This window comes from Jannaschia maritima, assembly GCF_030973515.1.
In the GTDB taxonomy this organism is placed as follows: domain Bacteria; phylum Pseudomonadota; class Alphaproteobacteria; order Rhodobacterales; family Rhodobacteraceae; genus Jannaschia; species Jannaschia maritima.
On record NZ_JARGZA010000007.1, the window covers coordinates 160,901 to 178,822 of the forward strand.

The 17,922-nt window shown below is 70.6% G+C and carries 20 protein-coding genes; 4 read left to right on the top strand and 16 right to left on the bottom strand.

The features are described from left to right. Positions 1-2: 2 nt before the first annotated feature. From P0084_RS08875 to P0084_RS08885, 3 genes are read right to left on the bottom strand one after another with little or no spacing between them, the layout of a single operon-like run. Positions 3-965, bottom strand: a complete 963-nt coding sequence (locus P0084_RS08875) for an aldose epimerase family protein (RefSeq protein WP_308916471.1) — start codon at positions 963-965, stop codon at positions 3-5. 54 nt (positions 966-1,019) lie between these two features. After that, entirely contained in the window at positions 1,020-1,415 is a 396-nt protein-coding gene (locus P0084_RS08880; protein WP_308916472.1) for a CopD family protein, read from the bottom strand. Continuing rightward, positions 1,415-1,699: a DUF3817 domain-containing protein gene (locus P0084_RS08885; RefSeq protein ID WP_308916473.1), complete on the bottom strand. Its 285-nt coding sequence runs from the start codon at positions 1,697-1,699 to the stop codon at positions 1,415-1,417. The genes P0084_RS08880 and P0084_RS08885 overlap by 1 nt, the downstream gene beginning before the upstream one ends. Positions 1,700-1,776: 77 nt before the next feature. Between P0084_RS08885 and P0084_RS08890 the strand changes: the two genes are divergently transcribed. Continuing rightward, positions 1,777-2,433 carry a TetR/AcrR family transcriptional regulator gene (locus tag P0084_RS08890; protein ID WP_308916474.1) on the top strand — a complete coding sequence of 219 codons (657 nt, stop codon included), beginning with the start codon at positions 1,777-1,779 and terminating at the stop codon, positions 2,431-2,433. Between the two features lie 108 nt (positions 2,434-2,541). Here the strand turns inward: P0084_RS08890 and P0084_RS08895 are convergent, their stop codons facing one another. The 8 genes from P0084_RS08895 to P0084_RS08930 form a co-directional block, all read right to left on the bottom strand. Next, positions 2,542-2,889: a hypothetical protein gene (locus P0084_RS08895; protein ID WP_308916475.1), complete on the bottom strand. Its 348-nt coding sequence runs from the start codon at positions 2,887-2,889 to the stop codon at positions 2,542-2,544. A 161-nt stretch (positions 2,890-3,050) separates the two neighbouring features. Beyond that, positions 3,051-4,727, bottom strand: a complete 1,677-nt coding sequence (lhpI, locus tag P0084_RS08900; protein WP_308916531.1) for a cis-3-hydroxy-L-proline dehydratase — start codon at positions 4,725-4,727, stop codon at positions 3,051-3,053. 2 nt (positions 4,728-4,729) lie between these two features. Further along, a complete protein-coding gene (locus P0084_RS08905) occupies positions 4,730-5,629 on the bottom strand; it encodes a hydroxyacid dehydrogenase (protein ID WP_308916476.1) in 900 nt (299 codons plus the stop codon). Positions 5,630-5,693: 64 nt separating this feature from the next. Continuing rightward, entirely contained in the window at positions 5,694-6,233 is a 540-nt protein-coding gene (locus P0084_RS08910; RefSeq protein WP_308916477.1) for a hypothetical protein, read from the bottom strand. A 335-nt stretch (positions 6,234-6,568) separates the two neighbouring features. Beyond that, complete coding sequence (locus P0084_RS08915) at positions 6,569-7,660, bottom strand: Gfo/Idh/MocA family protein (protein ID WP_308916478.1); 1,092 nt, start codon at positions 7,658-7,660, stop codon at positions 6,569-6,571. After that, positions 7,657-9,009, bottom strand: coding sequence for a hypothetical protein (locus P0084_RS08920; protein WP_308916479.1), 1,353 nt, complete (start codon positions 9,007-9,009; stop codon positions 7,657-7,659). The genes P0084_RS08915 and P0084_RS08920 overlap by 4 nt, the downstream gene beginning before the upstream one ends. Then, positions 9,006-9,851, bottom strand: coding sequence for a PfkB family carbohydrate kinase (locus tag P0084_RS08925; RefSeq protein ID WP_308916480.1), 846 nt, complete (start codon positions 9,849-9,851; stop codon positions 9,006-9,008). Before P0084_RS08925 ends, P0084_RS08920 begins: the two co-directional genes overlap by 4 nt. Next, complete coding sequence (locus P0084_RS08930; protein ID WP_308916481.1) at positions 9,848-11,149, bottom strand: cytochrome-c peroxidase; 1,302 nt, start codon at positions 11,147-11,149, stop codon at positions 9,848-9,850. Before P0084_RS08930 ends, P0084_RS08925 begins: the two co-directional genes overlap by 4 nt. Here P0084_RS08930 and P0084_RS08935 point away from each other — a divergent pair. Continuing rightward, complete coding sequence (locus tag P0084_RS08935; RefSeq protein WP_308916482.1) at positions 11,138-11,617, top strand: tetratricopeptide repeat protein; 480 nt, start codon at positions 11,138-11,140, stop codon at positions 11,615-11,617. The two genes, P0084_RS08930 and P0084_RS08935, sit on opposite strands and share 12 nt — an antisense overlap. A gap of 139 nt (positions 11,618-11,756) precedes the next feature. Here the strand turns inward: P0084_RS08935 and P0084_RS08940 are convergent, their stop codons facing one another. Next, positions 11,757-13,190, bottom strand: coding sequence for an exopolysaccharide biosynthesis polyprenyl glycosylphosphotransferase (locus P0084_RS08940; RefSeq protein WP_308916483.1), 1,434 nt, complete (start codon positions 13,188-13,190; stop codon positions 11,757-11,759). A 63-nt stretch (positions 13,191-13,253) separates the two neighbouring features. Further along, positions 13,254-13,832 (bottom strand): TetR/AcrR family transcriptional regulator, encoded by a 579-nt coding sequence (locus P0084_RS08945; protein WP_308916484.1) that lies wholly within the window; start codon positions 13,830-13,832, stop codon positions 13,254-13,256. A 92-nt stretch (positions 13,833-13,924) separates the two neighbouring features. Between P0084_RS08945 and P0084_RS08950 the strand changes: the two genes are divergently transcribed. Beyond that, positions 13,925-14,122: a tautomerase family protein gene (locus P0084_RS08950; protein ID WP_308916485.1), complete on the top strand. Its 198-nt coding sequence runs from the start codon at positions 13,925-13,927 to the stop codon at positions 14,120-14,122. A gap of 13 nt (positions 14,123-14,135) precedes the next feature. Beyond that, positions 14,136-14,657, top strand: coding sequence for an SRPBCC family protein (locus tag P0084_RS08955; protein ID WP_308916486.1), 522 nt, complete (start codon positions 14,136-14,138; stop codon positions 14,655-14,657). Positions 14,658-14,715: 58 nt separating this feature from the next. Here the strand turns inward: P0084_RS08955 and P0084_RS08960 are convergent, their stop codons facing one another. From P0084_RS08960 to P0084_RS08970, 3 genes are all read right to left on the bottom strand, one after another. Beyond that, positions 14,716-15,780: a TRAP transporter substrate-binding protein gene (locus P0084_RS08960; protein WP_308916487.1), complete on the bottom strand. Its 1,065-nt coding sequence runs from the start codon at positions 15,778-15,780 to the stop codon at positions 14,716-14,718. Positions 15,781-15,887: 107 nt separating this feature from the next. After that, entirely contained in the window at positions 15,888-16,466 is a 579-nt protein-coding gene (locus tag P0084_RS08965) for a c-type cytochrome (protein ID WP_308916488.1), read from the bottom strand. After that, the gene (locus P0084_RS08970) at positions 16,466-17,725 is read right to left on the bottom strand and encodes a PQQ-dependent sugar dehydrogenase (protein WP_308916489.1); all 1,260 of its coding nucleotides are present in this window, start codon (positions 17,723-17,725) and stop codon (positions 16,466-16,468) included. The genes P0084_RS08965 and P0084_RS08970 overlap by 1 nt, the downstream gene beginning before the upstream one ends. Between the last annotated feature and the right edge of the window lie 197 nt (positions 17,726-17,922).

Sequence of the window (17,922 nt, forward strand, 5' to 3'; positions counted from 1 at the left end):
CTTCACCCCTTCGAGAATTGGAACGTCGTGACCTGTTCGTAAGCGTCGCCCGGTCGCAGCACCGCGGACGGGAAGTCGGGACGGTTCGGCGCGTCGGGCCAGGCCTGCGGCTCCAGCGCGACGCCGGACCGGGACCCGTTGGGCCGCCCCGCCAGCCCCGGCACGGGCGATTTCAGCTTGGCCCCGTCATAGACCTGCAACCCCGGCTCCGTCGTGCCCAGGCGCATCGTGACGCCGGACGCGCGCGAATGCAGCGTGGCGACGTCGCGCCACGGCACGCGGCCATCCGACAGGCACAGGTTGTGATCCAGGACGTCCCCGCCCCCCACGGGCACCCGGCCTGCGCGGAAGTCGAACGGCGTGCCGTCGACGGAGCGGACCTCGGTCGGGATCAGGTCGTCGTCCACCGCGACGTAGCGGTCGGCCCCCGGCACCGTCAGCACATGATCGTCCAGCCCGCCGGTCTCGTCCAGGCACCAATACGTGTGGTGTCCGACGTTGCAGATCGTCGGCGCGTCCGTTTCCGCGCGATAGGTCACGCGAAGGGTCGCGTCCGGGGCGCAGTCGAACCGCGCCGTGACCCGCAAGGCCCCCGGAAACCCCATGTCCCCGTCGGCCTGTTCGACCGCGAAGGTGATCGCGTTCGCGGACACCTCGGTCGCCTCCCACACCCGTTTGCCCAGACCCGCGGACCCGCCGTGCAGCGTGTGCCGTCCCAGGAAGTTCGGATCCGTGTCGTGCCGCCGCCCGTCCAGCACGAACGACGCCCCGCCGATCCGGTTGATGCAGCGCCCCGCCGTGGCCCCCATATAGCTGCTGTGCTCGGGATAATGGTCCAGGTCCGCCAGCCCCAGCACCAGGGGCGCATCGTGCCCGTCCAGGCGCAGGTCGTGCAGAATCGCGCCCAGATCGGTGAAGGTGGCGGTCAGGCCGTGGCCCGCGATGGTCCAGGTGGGTCGTGTCATGGGGCCCAGCCTAGCCCGCCGCCCCGCCGGACGCGAGGGGGGTGGCGACGTGCTTCAGGGCTTCAGCACGACCAACAGGACGATCGCCACCACCAGCGCCAGCCCCGCGGGCAGGAACAGGCGGTTGCCTCGTGCCGGGCCGACCTCGTCTTCCCACGTCGCGCGCCGCAGGCGTCCGACCAGCGCGCCGTGCAGCCCCGCCAGGACCAGCACGAGAAGGATCTTCGGCCCCAGCCAGGCGGACTGGAACCAGCCGCCCAGGACGCCCAGCAGGATCCCCAGGGCCAGCGCCAGGATCATCGCGGGCGTGGTCACCGCGCGGTCGTAGGCCTTCAGGGGGCGCAGATGCGCGGGCGCCGGATGGCGCAGGGCGACGGCCACCACCACCATGCCCCCGATCCACGCGAACAGCGAAACCAGATGCGCGGCCTTCGCCAACTCGTACAGCATCACGACATCTCCGCTTGCCGGCGCAGCCAGCGTTCGTTGAAGAAACCGCCCAAGGGCACGAACGCGCCGGCGAACAGGCGCAGCGCCCCGATCCAGTCGATCAGCCCCTCCGCCCAGGATCGGACCACGAACCAGAGGAACACCATGAAGGCCAACCCATGGATCGGCCCGACCAGGGACACGGCCTCCGGCACGCCGAACACGTGCTTCAAGGGCATCGCCACGGCGAACAGCGACAGGAGGGTCCATGCCTCCAGCACGGCGGCACGCATGAGGCCCGTCATGGAATCACCCTCATCTCACATAAGTAAACATCCGTTTTCTTTACGGACCGCCCGGCGGGTTGTAAACAATCGTCCACATGCCCATCGTCACGCAGAATGCCGCAGGTCGCGCCCGCGACCGCACCGCGACCGAGGCGCGGATCCTCAGGGCCGCACGGACCGTGTTCGCGCGGCGCGGCTACGACGCCGCCGGGCTGCGCGAGATCGCGGAGGTGGCGCAGGCCAACCTGTCCCTCATCAGCCGCTACTTCGGCGGCAAGGAAGGGCTGCTGGTGGCATTGACGGACCAATTCGTCGCCGCCCGGCGCGAGGGCGCGCTGCCCTACCCTCCCCAACCCAATCTAGAGGCCGAGATCCACGCGTACCTCCGCGCGAAGCTGGCGCAGGACTTGGCGGACGAGGAGGTCATCCGACTGATCGTCAGCCGCTCCGCCATCGACGCCGACTTCCGCCGGAGCGGCGCGCGCCACATGGACGGCAAGGCCGACCGCAACTTCCACGACCGCATCCGGTTGTTGCAGGACCGCGGCGCCGTGCCCCCGGACGCGGACATCGACCTGTTGTTCGCCTCCGTGCAGTACATGTCGTTCTCCGTGAACTTCTTCGGCGCGATGCTGGCAGATCGCCCTATGGCCGAGGCCGAGGCCCTGTTCGCCGGCTTCGCCGCCGCGCTGGCGGACGGACTGCCCCGGGGGGGACGCCCCCCGCCGGGGACGGGGGGCCTTGAGGCATGACGATGCAGTGGGTCCCTGCCCGCGCGCCGCAGGACATGGAGGTGGGACGCGAAACCCCCGACTGCGGACGGGGCAGGGATACGCAGGGACCGTGACGATGCCGGCGGCCTAGCTGGCCCGCTCGCCGGTCATCTCTCGGACCATGCCCTTCTCGGTGACGATCACCTCGCTGATGCGACCGTAGCGGGACTTCGCCCCGGACTTGTACCGATCGAGCATCCGCTCGATCGATTCCAGCGAGTCGGATTCGAGAATTTCGATCATCCGGTCGCGCGACAGCCCGGTCGTCTTCAGAGACACCAGGGACACGTCGCTGAGATGCTCCTCCAACTCTTCGATATGCGGCCGGGTCAGATCGACCCGCTTCTCGCGACCCAACTCGTAGTAGTGCGGATCGACATCCACGAAGGCGAGGACGACGTACCGGCGCTTGCCCGACGTGCTATGGGGGTCCATGGCTTTCTCCCTTGGCTAGGATTGAAACGACGTCAACGAAGCCCGAGGATTGGAACATCCTTCCTTCTAATTCTCAACAAAAACTTCCGTAACGGAAGGAAGAGCCACGGGGGGCGGGGCTCTCGGGCTCACCAAGCCCCATCGGCAGGTGCTGCAGACGCCTAGACCCGCCCGCGCGTCGCCGCCCTCGCGCAGTCCGCCAGGCTACCGAACACCGTCGTGCAGCCCGTCAGCCCCGGTCCGTAATGCGCGTACTTGCCGGAATTCGTCATCACGACCTTCGCCCCCGGCGGGAACAGGGGACGGGCGATGGAGCACCAGCAGCAATCCGACACGACCACCGCGCCCGCCCCTTCCAACCGCGCCAGCGTGCCGCACGCCGCGATCTCGGCTCGCACGGCCGCGCCCAGGGTCAGCACCACGTCCACCCCGTCCGCGACGCGGCGCCCGTCCAGCAGGTCCGCGAACCGGCGGCATTCGTCCGCCGACAGGTGGGGACTGCCCAGCGCGACAAGGTCCACCCGCGCGCCGGGCGCCGCGAAGCCGTCCCGCGCGGCGTCCAGATCCTCGGGCCCGATACGGATGGCGGGCAGGCACGCGCCGGACCAGGCATCCGCCTCGGGCGTCACGCCCGCGACATGCAGCATCGGTGCGGCGGATGTTGTGCCGAACGCCGCGCACAAGGCCTTCAGGTCGTCGTGCGACGGCCCGGCCCGCTCCAACCCCCGCAGCAACGGGATGCCGGCGGGCGACGCGCGCCCCGCCAGCCATCCCAGCATCGGCCACGTTCCGTCGTCCACGACCTCGGGCAACGCGACGTCCAGCGCCGCGACGGGCGCGCGGCCCTCGTCCAGATAGGCCCCCGCCTCGGGCGCGCGCCCCGTCACCGCGATCATCAGGTCCAGGAAATCGGGATGCTTGGGCGTCCGCGCGCCCAGAACGGTGTTGGCGAAGACCACCGCGTTCGATTCCGCCCAGGCGATCCGCTCGCCCCGCGCGGGCCGGTCCGCCAGCAGATAGGGCGCGCAGGTGAAGGTCGGCGCGGCCCCCATGGCGACATACGCGTCGGCCAGTTCCTGCGCGGGCGTCCCGAACGCGGGGGCGACCCCCTGCCGCCGCCAGCGCGCCCGGTCCACCGAGATCGCGTTCGTCGTCGTCGGCACCCGCACCCGCGCCCCTTGGTCGCGCATCGCGCGCGCGAAGGTCAGGTTGCCGTCGTTGGCATAGATGCAGCCGTCGATGTGGACGCGGGTGACGTCGATCAGGCGGGCGGCACCCTGCACGCGCGCCATCGCCACGACGGTCTCCATCGCGATGCGCGGGGCCGGGCCGTCGTCGCCCGCCAACGTCCGGCGGTCCGCGTCCGACAGGGCGGGACCGTCCCCGCCGCCTTCGCCCAGCGCGATGCGATGCCCGTCGGCCACCAATGCGCTTCCGTCGAACCCGGCCCGCCCCGACGCGGCCACGCGGTCGTAGGCGTCCGCGCGCAGCCGCGCGACACCCACCGCCCGGTCGAACAGCAGCCCCGCCACCAGGGCGCCCAGCGTCAGGACGTCCTCGTCCTCGCAAAAGACCAGCAGGCGGGGGGCCAGACCCGACAGCGCCAGGCTCAGGAGGACGGCACTGCCCGTGCAGGACCCGCGCGAGGTCGGCATCGCCAGCACCGTACCCGCGACCGACGCACCGCGCTGGGGATGATGGGTGTCGATGACCGTGCCGGTCTCGGGATCGACCCCGCCCCAGAAGCTGATCCCTTCGGCGCAGGCCAGGACCGGCGCGTCGGCGAAGACGGGCGGGCGGTGGACCAGCAGGCCGCCCGCGCCGTCCCCCCGCGGCATCGTCACAGGCCCAGCCGGTCCGCCACCGCGCGGGCGATCATCTCGGACACGCGCGCGTTGGCCTCCTGCGTGACGCCGCCGATATGGGGGGTCAGGATCAGGTTCGGCACGCCCGCGAACGGGTTGTCCGCGCCCAGCGGCTCGGCGGCGAACGTGTCCAGCGCGGCGCCCGCCAGATGGCCCGACCGCAACGCGTCGCAGACCGCCGCCTCGTCCACCACGCCACCGCGCGCCGCGTTGACCAGCACCCCGCCCGGCCGCATCGCCGCCAGGGCGGCCCCGTCGATCAGGTCGCGCGTCCCGTCCGTCAGCGGCACGTGCAGCGACACGACGTCGGCACGCGCCAGCAGTGCGGGCAGGTCCACCGCCTCGGTCCCGTCGAAGTCGGACGCGAAAGGATCGTGCGCGATCACCGTCATCCCCAGCGCGCGGCCCAGCGCGCCCGTGCGGCGCGCGATCTCGCCGTAGCCCACCAGCCCCAGGACCTTGCCCGCGATCTCGCGCCCCTGCCCCAGGGGCCCGCGCGGCCAGTCCCCCGCCTGCATGGCGTCGCGCGACAGGTACGCCCCGCGCAGCAGCATCGCGGCCGTGGTGACGACGTATTCGGCGACAGACAGGGTGTTGGCCCCCGTGGCGGGGATCACCGCGATGTTCCGCTCCCTGCACCCGTCCACGTCGATGTTGTCCAGCCCCACACCCAGGCGCCCCACCACGCGGAACCCCGCATCCAGCAGTGGTCCGCGGACCGGCGTTCGGTTGCGCACGATCAGCGCGTGGCAGTCCCGCGCCAGCCGCGCCAGATCGTCCGGCCGGTCCGGCAGGTCGGGTTGGTACGTCACGTCCCCGCGCGCCGACAGCCAGTCGACCCAGTCCAGGGCCATGAACTCGGTGATCAGGATCATGCGGCACCCTCCAACGCGACCGGGCCTTCCTGGCCGGGGATCGGACGGGCCGCAAGCCGGTCGGTCAGAAGAAGAACGCCCCGGCCGCGGCCTCCATCACCACGCCGATATCGCCGCGCTCGCGCGCATAGGCCCGGGCGCCCGCCGGCACGCCCGCATCCGCATCCAGCGCGCGGAACCGGATCCCGTCCGCCATCTGCGTCGTTCCCGCCTCGAACGGCGTGACGACGTTGTTCGCGATCATCGCCGGGAGGCGGTCGATCACCGCTCGCGGGGCCAGCACCACGGTGTCGCGGCGCAACAGCCCGATCATCGTCTCGACGCTCAGATGCGCCGGGTCAGCGCGCGTCAGGATCACCACGTCGGGCCGCCCGAACCGCAGATACGCCGATTGCGGCCCGACCGGGTCGACCATCACCGTGACGCCGTCCACCTGCACGACCAGCCCGACCTCCGTGACGGCGAACGCGTCCGGCGCCCCGACCGCCGCCTGCGCCAGCCGCAGGGCGGGCCAGTCCCGGTCCACCGGCGGCGGTGGGCCACCATCCGGTCCGACGCCCCCCAGCAGCACCCCCAGCCCCGCGATCCCGATCCAAGTGTTCATGCCCGTCCGTCCCGTCCCGTTCGGTCCGGCACATAGGACGCCCCCGGCCCGCCGCCATCCCCCCACGCGACCCGCCCGCCCGTTCCGGAAGACCCATCGCCGGGTCCGGCCGGCCAAGCGACGACACCGTGGACGACAGGAAGGCGTACCGGGGGCGAAGGGCTGGTCCCGTCGGGGACGGGTCGACCCGAGGTCCGCAGCGCGGTCCGCCCGAGCGGACCGCCGGACACCGCCCCCTGTGCGGAACGGCGCGCGACGGGGTCCGATCAGGCCCGTGATCCGACGTTTCGTATGCACGGGGGGTGTACGGGGGGTGTACGCCCTATTCCGTGCCCTCAGGGGCCCCTGCCGCTCAGGTCGATGGCCTGCCCGGCCCGCGCCGATTCCTCCGCGGCCTCGCCCACGAGCACCGACCAGTACCCGTCCTCCAACGTCACCTCCGGCGTGCCGCCATCCTGCACGAGCTTCAGGAAACGTTGGTGCTGATAGAATGTGCTGCCGTGGTGGTCGCCCGCGATCAGCAGCTCGGGGGGGGTCGGCACGACCTCCCGCACCTCCCGCTTCAACGCCCTGATGCTGGTCACGAACTCCGCTTCCCGGGGGGCGGCGTCGGGGGCGAACCGCGCCGGTCCGGGGATCATCGCGTCGCACCGCGCCTTCGGCCCCGTGACGGCCACGAACTCCTGCCAATGGGATCCTTCGGCGAACATGCACAGATCCAGCATCCCCCTGGTTCCATTGGCGAAATCCACGACCACATAGGCGTTGTCCACGATGTCGGGGATCCCCCCCGCATAGCGTTCGTCCCGGTGGTTCACGTCCACGCCCGCACTCGCATAAACCCGCACCGGATCGGACCGCAGGATCAGCCGCATCAGGTCCCAGAAGTGGCAGCACTTCTCCACCAGGGTCCCCCCCGTCCGGGAATTGAACCGATTCCAGTCGTCCACCTTGGGCAGGAACGGGAAGCGGTGCTCGCGGATGGACACCATGCGCGGATCGCCCACCGCGCCTTGGTCCAGAGCCTGCAACAACCGCTGGATCGGCGGCATGTAGCGGTATTCCATCGCCACCCAGATCGGCGCGCGCCGCCCCTTGGCCATGTTCAACAGGTCACGGCAATCGGCGGTGGTCGTGGCCAGCGGTTTCTCGACCAGGATGGGCTTGTCGGTCGCCATCAGCCGCTGCAGCAGGCCCGCGTGCAGGTCGTTCGGCGCCGCCACCAGATACACGTCGACGTCGGATTGCAGGACCAGATCCTCCGCCGTCAGATAGCCCTTCGCCGACTGCGCGGTGGCGAGCGACAGGGCGCGCATCCCCTCGTCCGGGTCGGCCACCGCCGTCACCGCGGCATCGCCCAGGAGGTTGATGTTGCGGATATGCTCCTGCCCCATCATGCCCGCGCCGATCAGACCATAACGGATCACGACGCGCCCCCGCGCGGCGAGCCCAGTTCCAGCAGGGGCACGCCCAGACCCGCCGCGATCCCCGCCAGGGCGTCCCGGTGGTCGCCATAGGCCAGCGCCATGTGATGCTCCAGCCCCGACGCCATGACGTCCCGGCACACCGCGTCCGCGCCCCGGTCGAAACGCACCGTGCCCGACGTGCCCGTGAACGCCATCGGCGCGTCCACCACCTCGCCCGTCGCGACGACGACCCCATGCCGCCCCCGCGCCTGGGACAGCCGGAACAACGTCACCCGGCCGGGCCGCAGGGCGAACTGGTACAGAAGCGCCTGCTTGCGGTTGGTGTGGACCGTCGCCCCCGCGGGACCCGCCGCCATGCTTTCGGGCGCCTGCCCGCAATGCCACACGACGCCGGTGTCGCCGTCCATGTCCACCAGGTCGGCCAGGAACACCGGCGCATCCGCCACGTCCTGCAGGATGGCCTGCGTGACCGCGCCGTAGACGTCGGCCTCGCACGCGCACGGCACGCGCGCCTCGCCCAGCATCGACACGGGGCCGCAGACCGCGCCGCCGTATTCGGTGAACGTCTCGGGCCAGCAGCGGATCGCCACGGCATCCAGCCGTTCCTCGACCCGGATCTCGTCCAGGGCCGCGGCCAGGCGGGTCGATCGGTCCATCTCGCCCGCGTCCAGATCGCCTGCCCCCACCAGCGCCGCGGCCTTAGCGGCATAGGGGGCCACGGCATCGTCGGACACCGCCCGGGCACGGTCGAACAGGGCCGTCAGCGGCATCTCGTGCACGGTGGCGCCGGTCAGATCACGCAGACGCGGCGCGTCGTAGGCGCAGGTGTCGAACCCGTCCGGACGTTCCCCAATCCGGCCGATCCGCAGAGCGGGCACCGAACGCGGGGCGGCGTCGGCGGGACTGCCCAGGATCGGCGCATCGGGCGTCTCCGTCAGCAGCGCGTCCAGATCGGCCCCCTCGCCATAGGCCCAGGTGAACGGACGCTCCGCCAGGCCCAGCGCGTGCGACAACAGGTTCAACCCACAGAACGCGTTCAGCCGCAGGCGCCCCCCCGCACGCGGCTCCCGCGCGGCCCAGATCGCGACGGGTCCGTCGAACCCCGCCACCGCGCGGGCGGCGAAGGCGGCATCGGTGAACGTGACCTGGAGGATCAGCAACACGTCCGCGTTTGCAACCGGTTGCAACGCCGCCTCGTCCGCCCCCATCAGAAGGTCGCGCGGTCCCGAAAGGACGTGACCGTTCGCGTCCGCCCACGCATCGAGGTCGGCCAGCATCGCGGCCAGCGTCTCGCGCGCGTACTCGACGTCGAAGGTCGGCCGGGCCAGCGGCAGGATTGCGATCCTCATGGCACCCTTTCCAGGTCTGCGGCCGTTGGATAGACGGCCCATCCCCCGGCCCGCGCGCATTTGCGCGCCGCCGCTTCATTGGCGAAGGCGGAGGCGTCCGCAAGGGACATGCGCCGCGCGCATGCCAATGCGAACGCGCCGTGCCACAGGTCGCCCGCGCCCAGCGTGTCCACGGCCGCGACGGCGGGGGCCGGGACCGAAGGGCCGCCGTGCCAGACGACGCCGCGCGGCCCGTCGGTATAGGCCACGCGCCCCGGCAACCGGTCCGCAGCCTGCGCCAGCGCCGCATCCGGGTCGGCCAGCCCGGTGAAGTCGGCCAGGCCCTGCGTACTGAAGACGACGGAATCGGCCAGCGCCGCCAGGGGTTCGGGCGTAAACCGCTCGCCATCCAGCACCGACGGCACGCCCAGCGCGCGGGCGTGGCGCAACGCGGCCTCCGCCGCTTCGGGCCAGCGGCAATCGACCAGCACCCCGTCCACGGGCGGCAAGGGCGGCGGCACCGTGGGCAGATCCGCGCCGGGAAAGTTGACGATCATCCGCTCCCCCGTGCGCGCGACCATCACCGACGACACCGGTTGCGATCCGCCCCGCGCGGCGCGCAGGTCCAGCCCCTGCCCCCCCAGCATCGCCGCCAACTCGTCCCCCGCCGGGTCCGTCCCCAGACGCGTCACCAGCGTCACCGCGCCACCCAGCCGCGCCGCGCCCACGGCGGCGTTGGCCGCGCAGCCGCCGCCGATCCGCTCGAACGCGTGACTGCGATGCTTGGCGTCGCCCGCGGGCAGGACGTCGAGGTGGTGGACATAGTCGAGGACCGAGATCCCCACGACGAGCAGCCGCGTCATCGGTCCACCGGCAGACCGGACGGCACCCGATCGGGCCGCCCCAACCTGCCATAGCGGCTGTCGCCACCCGTCAGCGCATGCAGGAAGGCCACCAGATCGGCGACGTCGCCGTCGGTCAGGGGGACCGGCGCGATGTCCAGCTTGCCCGCCACGCGCGCCATCTCGCGCTCGTCGTCCTGGATCACGAAGTCGATGGCCGCCAGCCAGGGGGCGTCCGGCAGCGCGGCGTCCTCGCGGGTCCACGATGCGAGCGACCCGGCCGGATCCAGGTGGTGGCGGACGATTCCCTCCAGCGTCGGATAGGCTCCGTTGTGGCCATACGGCGCGGTCAGCGCGACGTTGCGCAGGGACGGCGTGCGGAAGCGGTACGCGTCATTCAGGTCGTCCGTCTCCGACATGCGGCCCACGTCTCGGGGCATGGGGTCGAACCGCCGCGTCCGGCCCGGGCCGAAGGGCGGCAGCCCGATGGCGTGGAACCCATGGTCGGTGAGGAGCGGGCCGGAATGGCAGGTCGAACAGCCCGCCCCCCCGAAGAACAGCGACCGCCCCCGGTCCTGCGCGGGCGTCAGGGCATCGGCATCGCCCGCGACCCAGGCGTCCCAAGGCGCGTCCAGCGACCGCCATTCCACGTTCATGAAGTCCGCCAGCGCCACGCCCACATGCGCGATGGTCACGTCCGCCGCCTCGTACACGTCGTCGAAGGCATCCACGAACATCGCGCCGTAAGCGGGGATGGTGCGCACGCGCTTCGCCAGGATCGGCCAAGCATAGTCCATGCGGTCGTGGACCGCGCCCGCGACCTCGTTCTCGCGCGGGTTGCCCGCCATCTCGAACTGCGCGACCAGCGGAAAGATCGCCTGGACGGCCAGGAGGTTGGGCAGGCCCGGGGGCAGCCATTCCTCCGCCGGGGAATCCCATCCGTTGCCGTAGCTATCCGAACGGCTGACCCGGCCGTCGTGGAAGAAATGCGTGAACTCGACAGCGCCGACGTTCCACAGGGCCGGCGCGTGGCGCGGGACGCGCTTGCGGATGGCGTCGTCGCCCTGCCCCGCATTCCGCTTCGCCCCGATGCCCGCACCCCCTTCGCCGATGCCCAGCGACAGGGCGTCCGCGCTGAACGTGTCGTGGTGGTGGCAGGTCCCGCAGCTGATGTTGCGGTTGCCAGATAGGATGGGGTCGTAGAACAGCAGGCGCCCGATCGCAGCGCGCGCGTCGTCGTGCGGCAGGAACGTCACCTCTTGCGCCGTCGCGGGAAGCGCGGCCACGATGAAGGCCAGGAGGATGCGATGAAGTCCCATGCCGTCACCTTGGCCGTCCTTCTGGCGCTGTCCAGTCCTGCCGTGGCCGACATCGAGGATGCCCGCGACCTGATGGAGGCCGGCCGCTTCGCGGACGCCAGGGACGCGCTCTGGCCCGCTGCCCGGTCCGGCAACGCCGACGCGGAGGAGTTGATCGGTGTGATGTACGCCCTGGGCCTGGGCGTGCCCAAGGACGAGGTGCGGGCCTTCGAATGGTATCTGCGCTCCGCGATGAAGGGTCATCCCGGTGCGCAGTCGGGCGTGGGCTGGTACTACGAGGTAGGCTTGGGCATGCCCGCCCCCGACCTCGTACGGGCCTACATGTGGTACGCCCTGTCGGCCATCGGCGGCGACCCCGACGCGGCGATCAGCCTGGAGGAGGTCGTCAAGAAGATGACCCGCGCCCAGATCGACCACGCGACGGAATTGGTCGCGGATTACAGGGTGTGGATGTATCCGTTCCGGTAACCGATGGCGTAGCCGGTCTGCGCTGGGTCATCCTCGGGTTCGACCCGAGGACCTCCTTTCCTGAAGCGCCGCGCAAGCATCAGAAGGTCCCCGGGTCGCGCCCGGGGACGACCCCGCACCGCGTCGGGATAGGGATGCCCTAGAACGCGTTCTCGCGCCGCATCACCAAGCTGCCGGGCGTCATCAGCAGGATCTTCAGGTCCAGCCAGGGCGACCAGTTCTCGATGTACCACAGGTCGTGATCGACGCGCGCGCGCAGGTGGGACGCGTCCTCCACGGTGCCGCGCAGGCCGTGGATCTGGGCCCAGCCGGTGATGCCGGGCGGCAGGCGGTGGCGGCGGGAATAGCCCTTCACCATCGCGTCGAAGCTGTCCTGCGCCGCGGATCGCGCATCGACCGCGTGGGGCCGCGGACCCACGAGCGACAGCTCGCCCCGCAGGACGTTGAACAGCTGCGGCAGTTCGTCGATCGACGTCCGCCGCAGGAACGCCCCCACCCGCGTCACCCGCGCGTCGCCTCGGGTCACCACCGCGCGTCCATCGGGATCGGCGGCCTCCTCACGCATGGACCGGAACTTTAGCACTCGGATCGGCCGGTCTGAGAAGCCCGCCCGCCATTGCCGGAACAGGATGGGGCCGGGGCTGTCCAGCTTCACCGCGACCGCGGCCAGCGCCATGACCGGCATGGCCAGGATCAGGGCCAGCGTCCCGAACGCCAGGTCGAACGCCCGTTTGCGCAGGCGCGTCCGCGCCCCGAACGTCCCGTCCGACAACGAGATCAGGCCGCCGGGCGCGAAGTCGAACGATTCCGAGAACGCGGACAGGTGGACCGGCACGGGCAGCACGGCGAACGTCTCCAACAGCTGCCCGATGCGTTCCTGCGCTGAGACGTCGAGCGTGACGATGACCAGATCGATCTCGGCCGCACGGGCGAAGCCGACCAGGTCGTCGAACCGCCCGATCCGCGGCACGTCCAGCACCAGGTCGGGCGACCGGTCGCCGGATCTGTCGTCGAAGATGGCGCAGACCCGCGTGCCGCCCGCGCGGTCCAGCCCCTCGATCACCCGGCGTGCCCCGTCACCCCCGCCGACCAGCACGGCGCGGCGTTCCATCAAGCCCGATTCGTCGGCCCAGCGCATGATCTTGGCGATCACGGCGCGGACCGGGATTGGCAGCATCACCGTTCCCAGGCCCGCCACGGCCAGGAACCGCGCCGCGTCCAGATCCATGGGCCGCAGCACGGCCGCCATCAGCGCGGGACCCAGGGACGCCGCCAGCAGGATCAGGGTGCCGCGACCGACCCGGCCGATCCGGCCCCGGTCATAGGCCCGAAACAGGACCGTCGTCGCCACGCCGACGGCGCCCAATCCCGCCGCGAACGCGGCCGCGGCCCAGGCGCCGAAGGCAGCCCCGGGCGTGGCGGCATAGAAGGCGAACCAATGGACCAGCCCCAGCAGGACGCCGTCCGAGGCGCCCAGGACCAGCGCGACCAGGGGCATCGACATCGACGCGCGGCGATAGCGCCCCGCCAGGTGCCGCGCGGTGGGGGACAGGGTATCGGACAGGTCGGACAAGACGGGCCTCGACGGGTGGATGCGGTGTCGCCGCCCTTAGCGAGCGGCCCGTTAAGGCCGGGTTTAGACGCCCGCCGCCGCCCAGCCGTCCACCGTTTCCACCGCGATGCGCGCCATGGGCGCGGCCGCGTCCGTCCGGCCCGCCAGGCGGATTTGGCTCAACGCCCCCCAGAGCAAGCCCAACAGGTACTCCCCACGGGCCTGCGGATCGTCGACGCCGCCCGCCGCGCAGCAGGCCGCGAACGCGTCGCGCCACATGGTGCGGTAGGCTTCCACGGCCTCGCGCACGGGCGCGGACGTGCGCCCGAGCTCGAACACCGTGTTGACCATGAGGCATCCGCTGTTGCGGACGTCGTCGCCGTCCGCCGGGGCGGCCAGCGAGCCGAACAGCATCCGCACGCCGTCCAGCGAGGGCGGCTCCAGCACCGCGCCGACCACGCCGCGTGCCTGCGCGTGATAGGTCGCCAGCACCCGCAGGAAGATCGCCTCCTTGTCGCCGAACACGTTCGCGATGCCCCGCACGCCGATGCCGGTCGCCTCCTCGAGCATCCGCATGGTCGTCGCGTCGTAGCCATGGTGCCAGAACACGGCCACCATCGCCCCGAGCGCCTCGTCCTCGTCGAAGTTCCTAGGTCTCGCCATTTTATGCAACGCCTATTGCAATACCAGTCCGGTGCCGTATTATACACCGTACGATGTAATTCAGCGGAACGATCGTTCCAGGGAGATCTACCATGCCCACCATCCGCGTCACCGTCCCCCGATCGGCTTGGTCGACGGAGGAGAAGGCCGCCATCGTCGCGCGCATGACCGACGGCCTGACCGCCGTGGCCCAAGCGTCCAGCAAGGGCGACATCCGCCCATACGTCACCGTCCACATCGAGGAGACCGCCGAGGGCGGCTACGCGATGGGCGGCCAGGTCGTCGGTTGAGGGGGGCATCGTCATGAAGATCACGCGAACCTTCCGCATCGACGCGTCCCCCGACAGGGTCTGGGACATCCTGGGCCCGAACTACGTCCATGCCGGCGACTGGGCCAGTTCGGTCTACGTATCCCGCGCACGGGACGGGGCCGCGACCATTCCAGGCGCGCCCGCCGCGGGCCGCACGTGCGAGACGTCGCTGGGCGCCTTCACGGAAACGATTGAAGCCTACGATCCCGCCCGCCGCCACGTCGCCTATTCGGCCACCGGCGCGAAGATGCCGGGTTTCGTCCGCAGCCTCGTCAACGCTTGGACCGTCCATCCCGACGGCGGCGGTTCGAGGGTGGAACTGCGGCTCGCCGCCGACATCGCCTTCCCGTTCAACGTGGTGATGGGGCTGCCGATGAAGCTGCAGTTCGGGCGGGTCCTGCGCGAAGCGACCGAGGAGTTGAAGCACTATGCGGAAACGGGCCAACCCCATCCCCGCAAGCGCAAGGCGGACGGGTCGCGCAAGGCCGTGGCCGCCCGCGCCGCGGTCGCCTGAACGCGGACGGGGCGGCCCGAAGGCCGCCCCGCATCGCTTCACCGGTGCCGGAGGACCGTCACTGCATCTCGGCGTCGCGGCGGGCGTTCACGGATTCCTCCGCCTCCGCGATGGCGGCACGGAACGTTTCGAGGATCTCGTCGCCGCCGTCCACCGTCTCGGTGAACCATTCGTAGACGGGCTGCGCCGCGTCCTGGAACGCCTGCTTCTCCTCCGGGGAGGGGACGTAGATGTCGCCGCCGCCCGCCGTGAACTCCTCGTAGGCGTCGATCGACTTACGCTTCGGCGAGGCGAAGGTCGCCTGCTGCAGCGCCGCGAACCCGTCTACCACGACGCGCTTCTGCTCGTCGGACAGTTCCTGGAACCGCGCGTTGTTCATGATCCACAGCGCACCCATGTAGCTGTGTCCATCCAGCGTGAGGTACTGCAACCCGGCCTCCGGAAACTTCATCGACATGATGTCGGTGATGCCGTTCGCCGTCCCCTCGACCACGCCGGTCTGAAGCGAGGTGAACAATTCTGGCCAGGCGATCGGGGTCGGCGACGCCCCGAGGGCCTGCACCAACTCCTGCGGAAGGTCGGCGACCACGGTGCGCAGCTTCATGCCTTCCAGGTCGGCAGGTCCTTGAACCCGACGTTCCGTATTGGCGAACGAGCGCCAACCGCCCGTGTTGCCGATGGTCATAAGCCGGACGGTATCGCCGGAATCGGTCAGGATCCGGCGCCGAAGATCGTCGGTCAGGCCCGTGGAGGTCAGCACCTCCTCCGCGATGCGGTCGTCCGACATCAGATAGGGCAGGTCGAAGATCTGCACGTAGGGGAACGCGCTGGCCAGACCGGACGATGTCGAGATGTAGATGTCGATGGACCCGTCCGCGACGCCCTGGATGCATTCCTCCGGGGCGGAGCAGAGCTGCGTACCGATGAACATCTCGACTTCGATGGCCCCGTTGGACGCGTTCTCGACGTAGTTCTTGAAGACGACCAGCCCGTCGTAATCCTCGTCGTTCTCGTTGCTGTTGGCCGTGGCCCGCAGCGTGATGGTGTCCTGCGACCAGGCGGCGCCCGGCAGCGCGACCGCCGCGCCCAAGGCCAGCGCCTTGATGGTGTTGCTCAGTGTCATGCGATTCCTCCCTGTCGGGGCCTCGGGACGGCCCCCGTTCGTGCTGGCATCTGAAGGAATGTCGCGCCGCTAGTCCACAGGCGGCGCGCAAAAAACCCGACGTCGTTTCAGCCGGGGGGCCGGATCTCCAGATCCACGGCGGCGTACCAATCGGCATAGGCGCGGATCTCCGCGTCCGTCAGGTCGGCCGCGATGTCCGACATGACGTCGTGGACCCGCGCGCCGCTGCGGAACGCCTTCAACTGCGTGTCGATGTAGATGTTGACCTCGCCCGCCAGGTTGGGCGCGTCCTCCACCGGCGACAGGCCGTCGGCCCCGTGACAGGCGGTGCACGCCTCCGGCGCGTCCGACGCCGCGACCCCCTCGGGCAGCGACGCCACCGCCTCGTGGGACGCGTACCAGGCCGCCACGTCGTCGATCTGCATGTCCGACAGGCCGCCCGCGACGATGGTCATCATCTCGTGCTCCCGCTCGCCCGACTTGTAGGCGTGGAGCTGCGCGGCGAGATAACCCTGCGGCTCGCCCCCGATATGGGGGGCGATGGGCATGACGGCATGTCCGTCGATCCCGTGGCAGGTCCGGCACATGGTCGCCACCTTGCGCCCGGCCTCCGGGTCTGCGGCCTGGGCCGGAACGCCCCCGGCGAGCGTCAGCCCGCCGGAGACGACGATCGGGACGAGGCGCATCACTCCTCTTGCGGCTCGTAGGCGATGCGCCAGATCGCGCCGGCGAAGTCGTCGCTGACCAGCATCGACCCGTCCGGCAGGAAGGCCACGTCCATGGGGCGGCCGCGATACTCGCCCGTCGCCTCGTTCAGCCAGCCATCCGCGAAGACCTCCGCGCCGGTCGCGTTGCCGTCCTCGTCGAGGGCGGTGAACATGACGCGCGCGCCCACCGGCTCCGTGCGGTTCCACGACCCGTGCTGCGCCCAGAAGATGCCGCCCTTGTACTCGTCGGGGAAGCTGTCCCCGCGATAGAACGACATTCCCAGGTCGGCGGCATGCGCCGTCAGCTCCAGCTGGGGTTCCACGAAGGTCACGCCCTCGGGGCGCGGGTGCTCCGCCTCGGACATGATCTCGACCCGGCTGTTGGTCCAGGGGAAGCCGAAGTGCTGCCCCGCTTCGGTCTGGCGGTTCAACTCGCCCGGCGGGATGTCGTCGCCCATGCCGTCGACCTGGTTGTCGGTCCACCACAGCTCGCCCGTCACCGGATTGAAGTCGTGCCCGACCGAGTTGCGGACCCCGCGGGTATAGACCTCCCGCCCCGTGCCGTCGGTGTTGATGCGGATGATGCCGCCGATGCCCAGCTCGTCGTATATCTCGACCTTCTCGGGGGGCTGCACGTTGTGCGGCTGTCCCAGCGAGATGTACAGCATCCCGTCCGGCCCGACCCGGCACACGCGGGCGGAATGGTTGAACGATTCCTCCTCCGGCGGGATCAACTCGCCCTGCGCCACGACCTCGCCCACTGCGATGTCCGGGCTTTCGAAGAAGAACTCGGCGGCCGGGAACTGCAGCACGCGGTTGCGTTCCGCGACGTACATGAATCCGTCCGGCGAGAAGCATGGTCCGTTGGGGATGTCGAAGGCGATGGACGGCGCGAAGTCGAACACGTCGTCCGCCACGCGGTTGCGGTCCCGGTCCACGATCGACCAGACCTTGTCCTTGCGCGTGCCCGCGAAGACCACCGTTCCCTGCGGTGCCACGGCCATCGACCGCGCATCCGGGACGACGGCATAGAGGCTGACCTCGAACCCGTCGGGGACGTTCACGTGCTCCAGGATCGCGCGCAGCGCATCCGCACGCTCGCCGTCCTGCGCGACATGCGTGAACGTCGCGTCCGTCCGCTGCATGGCGGTCAGCTTGTCCATGTTGTCCTGCGCGAAGGCAGGGGTCGAAAGCAGGGTCGTCGCCGCGAGCGCGGCCACCGTTCTCGTCGTCGTCATGCGAAGTCCTCCCGGTTACGGCAGGCGCCCGCTCCCCCGAACGCGCCTTGCCTGGCGGAAAGCGTCGGACGAACGGTTAACGGCTGTCAACACTTTCGCACGGAAAACCGGATGCGCAGGATGTCGCGGGACCGTCGTTCCGCCCAGGCCGATAGGCTGGGGCAATTGCCGACCGCGCGCCATTCGAGGAATGGCGT

Excerpts from the sequence above, each read along its gene's own strand:
- P0084_RS08875 (WP_308916471.1), bottom strand. The coding sequence starts at position 965 with ATGACACGACCCACCTGGACCATCGCGGGCCACGGCCTGACCGCCACC.
- P0084_RS08880 (WP_308916472.1), bottom strand. The coding sequence starts at position 1,415 with ATGCTGTACGAGTTGGCGAAGGCCGCGCATCTGGTTTCGCTGTTCGCG.
- P0084_RS08885 (WP_308916473.1), bottom strand. The coding sequence starts at position 1,699 with ATGACGGGCCTCATGCGTGCCGCCGTGCTGGAGGCATGGACCCTCCTG.
- P0084_RS08890 (WP_308916474.1), top strand. The coding sequence starts at position 1,777 with ATGCCCATCGTCACGCAGAATGCCGCAGGTCGCGCCCGCGACCGCACC.
- P0084_RS08895 (WP_308916475.1), bottom strand. The coding sequence starts at position 2,889 with ATGGACCCCCATAGCACGTCGGGCAAGCGCCGGTACGTCGTCCTCGCC.
- lhpI (WP_308916531.1), bottom strand. The coding sequence starts at position 4,727 with ATGCCGCGGGGGGACGGCGCGGGCGGCCTGCTGGTCCACCGCCCGCCC.
- P0084_RS08905 (WP_308916476.1), bottom strand. The coding sequence starts at position 5,629 with ATGATCCTGATCACCGAGTTCATGGCCCTGGACTGGGTCGACTGGCTG.
- P0084_RS08910 (WP_308916477.1), bottom strand. The coding sequence starts at position 6,233 with ATGAACACTTGGATCGGGATCGCGGGGCTGGGGGTGCTGCTGGGGGGC.
- P0084_RS08920 (WP_308916479.1), bottom strand. The coding sequence starts at position 9,009 with ATGAGGATCGCAATCCTGCCGCTGGCCCGGCCGACCTTCGACGTCGAG.
- P0084_RS08925 (WP_308916480.1), bottom strand. The coding sequence starts at position 9,851 with ATGACGCGGCTGCTCGTCGTGGGGATCTCGGTCCTCGACTATGTCCAC.
- P0084_RS08935 (WP_308916482.1), top strand. The coding sequence starts at position 11,138 with ATGAAGTCCCATGCCGTCACCTTGGCCGTCCTTCTGGCGCTGTCCAGT.
- P0084_RS08930 (WP_308916481.1), bottom strand. The coding sequence starts at position 11,149 with ATGGGACTTCATCGCATCCTCCTGGCCTTCATCGTGGCCGCGCTTCCC.
- P0084_RS08945 (WP_308916484.1), bottom strand. The coding sequence starts at position 13,832 with ATGGCGAGACCTAGGAACTTCGACGAGGACGAGGCGCTCGGGGCGATG.
- P0084_RS08950 (WP_308916485.1), top strand. The coding sequence starts at position 13,925 with ATGCCCACCATCCGCGTCACCGTCCCCCGATCGGCTTGGTCGACGGAG.
- P0084_RS08955 (WP_308916486.1), top strand. The coding sequence starts at position 14,136 with ATGAAGATCACGCGAACCTTCCGCATCGACGCGTCCCCCGACAGGGTC.
- P0084_RS08960 (WP_308916487.1), bottom strand. The coding sequence starts at position 15,780 with ATGACACTGAGCAACACCATCAAGGCGCTGGCCTTGGGCGCGGCGGTC.
- P0084_RS08965 (WP_308916488.1), bottom strand. The coding sequence starts at position 16,466 with ATGCGCCTCGTCCCGATCGTCGTCTCCGGCGGGCTGACGCTCGCCGGG.
- P0084_RS08970 (WP_308916489.1), bottom strand. The coding sequence starts at position 17,725 with ATGACGACGACGAGAACGGTGGCCGCGCTCGCGGCGACGACCCTGCTT.